At 53.8% G+C, this 10,265-nt stretch carries 10 protein-coding genes; 8 read left to right on the top strand and 2 right to left on the bottom strand.

From position 1 onward, the window contains the following. Window positions 1-346 precede the first annotated feature (346 nt). The 8 genes from FBQ85_19935 (at window position 347) to FBQ85_19900 (ending at window position 8,686) form a co-directional block, all read left to right on the top strand. On the top strand, window positions 347-697 hold the full coding sequence (locus FBQ85_19935) for a hypothetical protein (GenBank protein MDL1877405.1): 351 nt from the start codon (window positions 347-349) through the stop codon (window positions 695-697). Between the two features lie 98 nt (window positions 698-795). Continuing rightward, window positions 796-1,878: a sulfotransferase gene (locus FBQ85_19930; GenBank protein MDL1877404.1), complete on the top strand. Its 1,083-nt coding sequence runs from the start codon at window positions 796-798 to the stop codon at window positions 1,876-1,878. A gap of 69 nt (window positions 1,879-1,947) precedes the next feature. After that, the gene (locus FBQ85_19925) at window positions 1,948-3,156 is read left to right on the top strand and encodes a DegT/DnrJ/EryC1/StrS family aminotransferase (protein MDL1877403.1); all 1,209 of its coding nucleotides are present in this window, start codon (window positions 1,948-1,950) and stop codon (window positions 3,154-3,156) included. Window positions 3,157-3,160: 4 nt separating this feature from the next. Beyond that, window positions 3,161-4,195 (top strand): Gfo/Idh/MocA family oxidoreductase, encoded by a 1,035-nt coding sequence (locus FBQ85_19920; GenBank protein MDL1877402.1) that lies wholly within the window; start codon window positions 3,161-3,163, stop codon window positions 4,193-4,195. Window positions 4,196-4,353: 158 nt separating this feature from the next. Next, window positions 4,354-4,989 carry an N-acetyltransferase gene (locus FBQ85_19915; protein MDL1877401.1) on the top strand — a complete coding sequence of 212 codons (636 nt, stop codon included), beginning with the start codon at window positions 4,354-4,356 and terminating at the stop codon, window positions 4,987-4,989. A gap of 35 nt (window positions 4,990-5,024) precedes the next feature. Further along, window positions 5,025-6,413 carry an NAD(P)/FAD-dependent oxidoreductase gene (locus FBQ85_19910; protein MDL1877400.1) on the top strand — a complete coding sequence of 463 codons (1,389 nt, stop codon included), beginning with the start codon at window positions 5,025-5,027 and terminating at the stop codon, window positions 6,411-6,413. A 27-nt stretch (window positions 6,414-6,440) separates the two neighbouring features. Continuing rightward, window positions 6,441-7,505 carry a polysaccharide deacetylase gene (locus FBQ85_19905; protein ID MDL1877399.1) on the top strand — a complete coding sequence of 355 codons (1,065 nt, stop codon included), beginning with the start codon at window positions 6,441-6,443 and terminating at the stop codon, window positions 7,503-7,505. Between the two features lie 92 nt (window positions 7,506-7,597). Then, a complete protein-coding gene (locus FBQ85_19900; GenBank protein ID MDL1877398.1) occupies window positions 7,598-8,686 on the top strand; it encodes a glycosyltransferase family 2 protein in 1,089 nt (362 codons plus the stop codon). A gap of 323 nt (window positions 8,687-9,009) precedes the next feature. On the opposite strand, the gene FBQ85_19895 is transcribed toward FBQ85_19900, so the two are convergent. Next, complete coding sequence (locus FBQ85_19895; protein ID MDL1877397.1) at window positions 9,010-9,762, bottom strand: ABC transporter ATP-binding protein; 753 nt, start codon at window positions 9,760-9,762, stop codon at window positions 9,010-9,012. A 60-nt stretch (window positions 9,763-9,822) separates the two neighbouring features. Beyond that, a partial coding sequence (locus tag FBQ85_19890; protein MDL1877396.1) for an ABC transporter ATP-binding protein occupies window positions 9,823-10,265 on the bottom strand: 443 nt, incomplete at its 5' end.

Raw genomic sequence — 10,265 nt, 5'->3', positions numbered from 1 at the left:
CCCTCCTGGGCATGGCTGATTCCGGCAGCCAGACCTAAGATTAAAACGAGGCTAACTGTTAATACTACTTTTCTCATGCAATATCTCCTTTTGATATTAGATAAAGTGTATAAAACTCAGGCCTTCTATTTTATTGTCAAATCATCATAAACCCTACCCCTTCTCCAAAGCAAATTTACTTTTGTTGCAGTAACAGTTGCACCAGGGCGTCAACATCGCTTTCACTCAGGTGGCCGTAAGCGGGCATGTGGTGGGCAGTGTGTTCATAGCCCGGCGCCAGGTAAGCCTTGGGAGTGATAATGCTCTCGTGGATGTACTCCGCGGCGGTTGTGGCTGTGCCGGTGTAATGGGCGTCATGGATACGTTGTTCCGCTGTAAGGCCAAGACCGTTGTGGGAAGGGCCAAACTGACCCGCAGTAGCGGCGGCGTCAAGCTGGTGGGCACGCGCCGGGAGAGCGTCGTGCAAGAGGCCTCGCGCCTGCTCCACGATGAAGCGGCATATCGGCGAATGAGCGCCGTGCGCAATCCTTACGGTGACGGCCAGGCGGCGCAGCGCCTGGTTCAGGCCATTCTACATCATTTCGGTGTGAGTTCACGGCCCGAAAATTTCTTCGCTGCCACAAGAGCCAAGCAGCAAGCGGACCCGCTTTTTCAGGCCCCGCTATCGGCAGCACCAAACCTGGCAATCGCGGCGTGACCGTGTGCGGCCTCCAACGGGCGTTCGTTGCAGCGTCGTCAAGGCAAAAGCCGCAGTTCGACCGCGGCCAGTCTCCATCATTCATTGAGCGCAGTCAAATGCAAAAAAGTTACGCCAATTTCAAAGATCCTTTCGGCCTTTTAAAACGCATGCTGCTATCGGGGGATCGCGCCGCACGCTCGGCGTTGTATCGCGCCGCGACCATGAAGTTCGTGGGGCCGCTTGATCTGATGCTGGAAAAGAGTGAACGCCGGTTGTTGCAGGAAGAAAATCGCATCTCGAACTTGCCCATCATTTTTGTTGTCGGCGCGCCGCGCAGCGGCACCACGCTGCTCCATCAAACGCTGGCGCGATATTTACCGGTGACATACTTCACCAACTTGAGCGCGCTGTTTCCGCGGGCGCCGCTTACGGCAAGCCTTAAATTTGCGCGTTTTCTTAAAGCCAAGCGTTTTGATGATCGCAGCTTTTACGGCAATGTCGCGGGCTGGGCGGCGCCCAACGACGGCTTCCACGTTTGGAACCGCTGGCTTGGCACAGATCGCTATCGCGCGCCGCAACAAATCAGCGCGAGCGCCGCACGTGAGATGAGAACGTTTTTCAACGCGTGGCTGGCCGCGTTCGAGCAGCCGTTTATCAACAAAAACAATCGCAATACCGATTGCGTGGCCTTGCTTGCCTCGATCTTTGATCATGCTTGTTTCATCGAAGTGCGCCGCCATCCCGTTTACGTCGCGCAATCGCTGCTGCAGGCGCGGCAGCAGATTCAAGGCAGCGCAGAAATCGGCTGGGGCCTGCACAGCGCCGACAGCTCGTCCGGCAAAGGCCATATTGACGAAATTTGCGAACAGGTTTTTAGTATTGAAAAAAAATTACGCACCGACAAGCAGCGGGTCGCGCCTGGGCGGTATATAGAAGTTTCATATGAACGCTTCTGCCAGCTTCCGCGCGAACATGTGCAAAAAATCACGCGGACGTTTCTACAACAAGAGCTTGACGAATCTGCGTTGCGCCAGAACCTGCAGCCATTTCGGGTGACCAATGAAATTCGCATCGGCCGCATGGAGTTTGATCAGATTCAAAAACGAATCGAGGCCTTGTACGGCGCCTCGGCATTGTCGAAATTTGAAGATTACCCATTAACCCACTGTGAGGCTTTGCCAGCAGCGCCGCAGCTATGAGTAACAAAGGCGCTGCTGCAAACTTCGGTTTCATAAAAAGTCTTTACACCACTTTTGCAGGAGAGAATCATGCAACTTCCAAGTGATGCCAACAACACCGGCAGGAATTTCGGACAAGAAGAGCTGGATCAACTCAAACGTGTGATCGCCTCCGGCACGCTCAATTGCACCAAAGGCACGGCGGTAAAAGAATTTGAAGAAAAATTCGCGGAGAAGTATGGCGTGAAATTTTGCCGCACCACCACCTCCGGCACGGCGAGTATTCACACGGCGATTGCGGCGATCAACCCGGAGCCGGGCGATGAAATCATCACCTCGCCGATCACGGACATGGGCGCGATCACGCCGATCATCTATCAAACCGCAGTTCCCATTTTTGCTGATGTCGATCCGCTGACCTACAACGTCACCGCGGAAACCATCGCGCCGAAAATCACCAAGCGCACCAAGGCCATCGTCGTCACGCATCTTTTTGGCAATCCTTGTGACATGGATCCCATCATGGAGCTGGCGCGCCGCCACAATATTCCCGTGATCGAAGATGCTTGCCAGAGCTATTTCGCCGAATACAAAGGAAATTTGCTTGGCACGATTGGCGACATTGGCTGCTTCAGTTTGCAGCAGGGCAAACACATGACGACGGGCGAAGGCGGCATCATCGTCGTCAACAATGAAAAGTTTACGCGCCGCGCCTGGTTGTTTGTCGATAAGGCGTGGGGATACGGCGATCCGAAACCGGATCATTATTTTCTTGCGCTCAATTATCGCATGACCGAGCTGCAAGGCGCCGTGGCGCTGGCGCAATTGGAAAAGGTTGATGATGTCGTTGCTAAACGCCGTCAAACGGCCCACATGCTGACCGAAATGATTTTGGATGTTCCCGGCGTGCAGCCGCCCAAGATCACGTCGCAGAGCAAACACGTGTACTGGAAGTATCCCCTGCGCATCGACGAGAAAATCATCCAAGGCGGGGTCGATCAATTTGCCGCGGTGCTCAAGGAAAAAGGGATTTTCTCGGCGCCCCGCTACATTCAGAAACCCGCATTCATGTGCCAAATTCTGCAAGAACGCAACACCTTCGGCAACAGCCGCTTCCCGTTCGAGGGGGAATGCCGCAAAAACGATCCGCCGGTAGTCTACAATTCCGACGAATACCCTGGCACTCTTGAGGCGCTGGCGCACGTCGTGGTCCTGCCGTGGAATGAATTCTATACCGTGGCGCATGTGAATTTCATCGCAGCCAGTATCATTGAGGCAGCGAAAAAACTGAGGAGATAATGCCATGTCGGGCATCACAAAGAAGGCACATCTGAATCTCGCGCTGATCGGCTGCGGCCGCATCGCCGAGTCGCATCTCGAAGCCATTGCACAGAATCCGGAGTGCACGTTACTCAGCGCCGCCGACGTCCGGAAGGAAGCAGCGCAAAAGGTAGCCGACAAATTCGGCTGCCAAGCGTTCACAGATTATCGGCAAGTTTTGAATAATCCAGAGGTCGAAGCCGTGATCGTTTGCACGCCGCCTGCAACACATGCCGAGATCGCATTGTTCTTTCTCGATCACGGCATTCACGTCTTGTGCGAAAAACCGCTAGCCGTGCATGTGCAAGACGCGTTGTTGATGGCGCAGAAAGCCCAGCAAAAAGGCCTAATGCTCATGATGGCCTCCAAGTTCCGGTATGTCGAAGACGTAATTTCGGCCAAACGCCTGCTTGCCTCCGGCCTGCTCGGCGAGGCGGTCGTATTCGAAAATGTTTTTAGCGGTAAAGTGGATATGGCGCAGCGATGGAATTCTCAAAAGGAGCTTTCCGGCGGCGGCGTGCTGATGGACAACGGATGCCATTCCATTGACATCGCACGCTACCTGCTCGGCGCGATCGTCGAGGTGCAAGCAATGGCGGGAAAGCGCGTGCAGCCAATCGACGTAGAGGATACGGCGCTGATTTGTCTCCGGACCGCCAGTGGCGTTACGGGTACAATCGATCTCAGTTGGTCCATCCAAAAGGAACGTGACTCGTTCATTGACATTTATGGCACACGAGGCGTCATTCACATCGGCTGGAGAAGCTCGAAATACAAGCTTCACGAAAATTCCGTTTGGGTGCCGTTCGGCGCGGGCTATGACAAGCTGCGCGCATTCAGCGCCCAGCTCAAAAATTTTGCCGGCGCGATCAAACACGGAGAAGCGCCGGTGATCGACTTACAAGATGCGCTGGAATCCGTGCGCGTCATCGCAGCCGCTTACCATGCAATGCACACGAACAAATGGGTGAAAATCGAGGACGCGGAGACATTGAACGTTGTCCGCAAAGCAGCCTAGAAGCGACGATTAAGTTCATCCACCATCATCAACGCAAGAGGGCTGAAGCGTCCAACGGCCATGCGCCGGCGACGAAAAAGCCCTCTTCTCTCAAGAAACGAAAGAAAAACGACATGATTCATGGAGATCAACACGCGACACAGAAGGCGGACACGGCAATGCCATCGACGTGCCGCATTCATCCTACAGCTATCATCGAAGATGGCGTCAAAATCGGAGCAGGTTCGAGCGTTTGGGACAACGTTCACCTCCGCTATGGGGCGCAAATCGGTGAGCAGTGCATCGTCGGGGAGAAATCCTATCTCGCTTATGAGGTCAAAACCGGAAATCGCGTCAAGATCAACGCCTTCGTTTCCATTTGCACCGCCGTGACAATCGAAGACGGCGTAATGATCAGCGCGGGCACGATTTTCACGAACGACCGTTTCCCGCGCGCGGCCACGCCGGATTTGAAGCAGCTCAGATCTTCCGATCCCGACGAACATACGTTGCCGACGCTGGTGCGTGAAGGCGCGACCATCGGCGCGGGCTGCGTTATCGGCAATGATCTGGTGATTGGAAGATTTGCCATGGTCGGCATGGGTTCGTTGGTCACGAAATCCGTTCCCGATTTTCATTTGGTATTCGGCCATCCGGCAAAGTCGGTTGGTTGTGTATGCCGTTGCGGACAATTGCTCATGCGTTTCTCGGAAAACAACGGTGACGGCACTACTGAAATTAAATGCTCGGCGTGCGGCTTGAGGTATGCCGTCAAGGATAAAGTGGTGCTTGAGCTGAACCCGCCGAATCGTTAATAAAAAACCATTGCAACATGCAGACAAGTGCAACCATGAACAGCAACACAAGAAAAACTGCTGGCGTCGATCTGCAGGAGCGCAAGCGTTGGGCCGTCATTGGCGGCGGCATGCTCGGTATGACCCTGGCGCATCGCCTGGCGCAACGCGGCGAGGACGTCACGCTCGTCGAGGCGGGAAAACACCTGGGCGGTTTGGCCAGCGCGTGGACGATCGGCAATATTTCCTGGGATCGTTATTATCATGTGATCCTAATGTCGGACACGCATCTGCGTGTGTTGTTATCTGAGTTGGGTTTGGAAAAAGAAATTCATTGGGTCAATACCCGCACCGGCTTTTACACCGGCGGTAAACTCCACTCGATGTCGAACACGGTTGAGTTTCTGCGTTTTCCGCCGTTGCATCTTTTTGATAAGTTGCGGCTGGGCGTGACCATTGCCTATGCTTCCAAAATCAAAAATTGGCAGAAGCTCGAACGCGTGCCGGTTTCCGAATGGCTCACACGCTTGTCCGGCCGCCGTACGTTTGAAAAAATCTGGCTGCCGCTGCTGCGCGCAAAACTGGGTGAGACGTATCAGAAAGCTTCTGCGGCTTTCATCTGGGCGATCATCGCGCGCATGTATGCCGCACGCCGCACCGGCCTCAAAAAAGAAATGTTCGGTTATGTGCGTGGCGGTTATGCGCGCATCCTCGAACGCTTTGCTAAGGTACTGGCAAGCGAGAACGTGCGGATCGAGACTGGAAATGCGGTGACGAATCTTGCGCCGGGTTTTGACGCCCAGGTGAGCGTGACATTCGAAAACGGCCGTCGCGAGCTATTCGATCAAGTGGTGTTGACTGCGCCCGCGCCGGTTGTCCCGCGCCTTTGTCCGCAACTCTCTGAGAGCGAAAAACAACGGCTCAACAGCATTCAATATCTCGGCATTATTTGCGCATCAGTCCTGCTCAAGAAGCCTTTGGCGGATTATTACGTCACCAACATCACGGACTTCGGCCTGCCATTTACAGCCGTGATTGAAATGTCCGCGCTGGTAAAGCGCGAGCAGTTTGGCGGCAATGCACTGGTTTATTTGCCCAAATACCTCCCGCCGGACGATCCGGCGTTCTCGCTGAGCGATGACGAAATCACCAATCAGTTCTTGCGGGGCTTGGAAAGCATGTATCCGCATTTCAATCGTGACCAGGTGTTGGGGTTTCGCATTTCGCGAGCGCGCCACGTGTTTGCGCTTTCGACGTTGAATTATTCACAAAACTTGCCGCCGAAGCAGACTTCGATACCCGGCCTTCATATCGTCAACTCGGCGCACATCGTGAACGGCACCTTGAATGTGAATGAAACAGTGCAACTAGCGGAACGCGCCGTCGCCAGCATGTTGAAAAATCACCAGGCCCAGGCGCCTCGTGCAGCCGAAGCTGTGTACTAAAAACCACTCTGAACGAGCATGCGAACCATGAATGCCCACAAACCGCTCGCGAGCCTCTCGCTCGATCTCGACAATAAATGGTCGTACCTGAAAACTCACGGCGACGCCGGCTGGAAAACGTTTCCAACATATTTGGATGTTTTCATTCCCAGCGTTTTGCGCGCGCTGGCGCGGCTCGATTTGAAGATAACGTTCTTCGTCGTCGGGCAGGATGCCGCGCTCGACAAGAACGCCGCTTATCTACGCGCCCTCGCGGCGGCTGGACATGAAATCGGGAATCACTCGTTTCATCACGAGCCTTGGCTGCAGCTCTATTCCAAAGAACAGGTCAGGCGGGAAATTCTGGCTGCTGAGGAACAAATCGTGCGCGTCACCGGCCAGAAGCCGGTTGGATTTCGTGGACCGGGTTTTAGCTGGAGTCCCGACCTGCTCGAAGTTCTGGAGGAAAACGGTTATCTATACGATGCATCAACTTTGCCCACTTATATTGGGCCGCTGGCAAGGGCCTATTATTTTCGCACCGCCAAACTGACGGCAGCGGAGAAGCAACAACGCCGCGAACTTTTCGGAAAATTCAGCGACGGCTTGCGGCCGGTGGCGCCTTATTATTGGCAGCTTTTGAACGGAAGAAAGATACTTGAAATTCCGGTGACAACCATGCCGATTTTCAAAATTCCGTTTCACCTCAGCTATTTGCTTTATTTGAGCCGGGTTTCGGAGCGCCTGCTCACGCTTTACCTGCAAACGGCATTACAGTTGTGCCGCTTTACGCAAATCGAGCCGAGTTTTCTCCTACACCCGCTCGATTTACTCGGCGGTGATGAAGCGCCGGATTTAGCCTTCTTTCCGGGTATGGATTTGAGCAGCGCACGCAAGATAGAATTGTTCGAACGCGTTATCAACACGCTCGAACAACACTTTCAACTGGTCGCCATGAACACGCACGCGCAGACGATTTTCCGACGATTGCGACTCAAGGTGCGCCCGGTTCCGGCTGGGGACCGCCGAAGTCATGGCGACAGCAGGATAGATGATTTACGGTCGCCACCTGCAAAAAAGGCGGTGAGCACGGCGGCTGCCGCGCCGGCCTGAGTTTTTTCAATTGGCTGAAGTACAAACATTCAAATCTATAATCGCATGCACACAGGAAGATTCGCAATTTGGTCAAAACATGGGAGTATTTGATGAACATCGTCAGAGCGCAAAAAATTGAAAATGACCCCAGCGCGACGGCGCATAAGAGATACAAACCTTTGGTTTCAGTCATCGTCCCGGCCTTCAATGAGGCGGAGATTATCACACAAAACCTTACCAGACTTTGTGCATATCTGCAATCGCTGGAACAGGACTATCGTTGGGAACTCCTTGTGATCAACGACGGCAGCAGGGATGCCACCGGTGAGATGGCGGAAGCATTTGCCCGCGCCAGGGAAAATGTGCGCGTGCTGCACCATGAAAGCAATCTCAACCTCGGCCAGGCGCTGCGCACAGGCTTTCATCAGTGTCGGGGTGATTATGTCGTCACGATGGATGTGGATTTAAGCTATTCTCCCGATCACATCGCGCGGATGTTGCAGAAGTTGCGAGAGCACAAGTGCGATGTCGTCCTTGCTTCTCCCTACATGGCGGGCGGACAATGCTCGAATGTGCCGCGTGAAAGGGAAATCCTAAGCCGTCAGGCCAATCGCTACTTGTCGCGCATGGCTCCCGGCAACCTTGCCACGCTTACCGGCATGGTGCGCGCTTATGAAGGCAGATTTGTGCGCGCGCTGCAGTTGAAATCCACGGGCATGGAGATCAATACCGAGATCATTTACAAAGCGCAAATTTTGAACGCCCGCATTGCCGAAATTCCCGGGCATCTGAATTGGGAAGCGCAAGAGCCCGGCGGCGCGCGGCGGGTCTCGCATATGAAAATTCTACGCCATCTCGGCCGCTGCCTGTTCTCCGGGTTTGTTTTCAAACCGGCGTTCGCTTTAATGCTTCCCGCTCTGTTCGCCGGCGTGATTGCGTGTTGTGCGTTCGGAAGAATTTTATTCGAGACCATCGCGCAATATCAGGCTGGTTTCGCCTCGGCGGGATTTGGGATGATGCAATTGTGGGCCGCATTCCGTGCGGCATTTCAGCATGAGCCGCACACGTTTTGGATCGGCAGCATCGGCGGGCTGGCCGCCCTGCAATTCTTCAGCTTTAGTTTAATGGCCCTGCAAAACAAGTATTATTTTGAGGAGCTTTTTTTCTCGACGCACGAACTTATAAAAGACATGCCGTAATTCTACTGCGGCACAATAAAAATTGCCCCACGAAAAACACGAGGGGTGATATGTCGATTTCGGCGACGTGGCGCAGGCTTTATCGTGAAAACCAAATATGCCACTCCTATCGGAGTTTGCAGAAACAGCCTGCATGACTATAAACATTTCATTCCTCAGAGTTGCCAGAAAACTCTCGCGCAAAACTTTTGTGCATCACCCAATTGGTAGATTAGCAGCCTGATCAAAACCGCGCTCATCGCGGATTCTGTAAGGCTATGTGCAAAATTCAAACACGAAGAAGACGCAAACGCTTGCGCGAAAACAGGGCTTTTTCACACGCCTCACATTCCGACCGGAGAATTGCCCGGCACGCTGTTTTCTTTAATGGCGACGATTCTTCCTTCTTTCATGACGGCGATACGCTGGCTCCATTGTCCAACGAGCGATAAATCGTGTGATATGAAAAAATAAGTGAATCCGAATTGCCGTTGCAGAGAATCAAATAAACTCAAGAGGCGGCTTTTGGTCAGCACGTCAAGTGAGGAAAATGGTTCATCAGCGGCGAGGAATGTGGGCTGAAGCGCCAAAGCCCGGGCGATGACTGCACGATGGCGCTGGCCTGAGCTTAACTCGCCCGGCAGCGCGTGGTAATGCTCCTCGCACAAGCCAACGTGCTGCAGTAAATCGAGCGCGCGATAACGGGCTTCCTTTTTATCAAGCTGTCGATGCGCCAAGCAAGGTTCAGCAATCGCGCTGCCGATGGTCAGACGCGGATGCAACGCGGCTTCCGCGTCTTGAAAAATAAATTGTGCCTGCCGGCGAAAGTTTAGCAATTCTTCGCCTTGCATAACCCCAATCTCCCGGCCATGGAAAAAAATTTGTCCCGAGGTCGGCCGCGTGAGGCGAAACAGACAATGCGCCAATGTGGTCTTACCGCAGCCGGATTCGCCGATGAGCGCCAAGCGTTCGCCAGGAAAGATTTGCAAATCGAGGTCTTGTACGGCGCGAACCGGCTCTGCGGGCTTGGCCAAGAGGCCATTTCGGCGCGTGTACCATTTGTTGAGCTGGTGAATGTCGACAAGCGGAGCGGGCATGCTGCACGTGTTGCTTTGGGAAGTTGCGCAATCTGCAACTTCCCTTATTCGTTTTGATTTTCAAAAGCATGCTTCATCATAAATGGTCCGATTGAATTTTCCAGCGGCTTGCAGCAGTTGTCGCGTTTGCGGATGTTGCGGCCGCGCCAGAATTTCCAGAGTCGTTCCAACTTCAACTATCCTGCCTTCGTGCATAATGGCGAGGCGATTTGCCCAGGCGGCAACCAGGCCGAGATCATGCGTGATGAATAGCAGGCTCAACCCACGTTTTCGTTTTAACCCTTGCAAACATTCCAACACCTCGCATTGATGCCGGGCATCGAGCGCAGTGGTCGGCTCATCAGCAATGATTAATTTTGGTTCGCATGCGATTGCCATCGCGATCATGACACGCTGGCGCATGCCGCTGCTCAATTCATGCGGGTATGCCTTAAGGCAGCGCTCGGCCTCGGGGAGAGCCAAGGTTTCAAACAGTTGCAGCGTTTTAGCTCGGGCTGCTTTTT

The sequence above is a fragment of the Cytophagia bacterium CHB2 genome, assembly GCA_030263535.1.
Lineage (GTDB): Bacteria > Zhuqueibacterota > Zhuqueibacteria > Zhuqueibacterales > Zhuqueibacteraceae > Coneutiohabitans.
The sequence above is the reverse complement of the archived record's forward strand: the minus strand, read 5'-3'. Positions and strand labels throughout refer to the sequence as shown.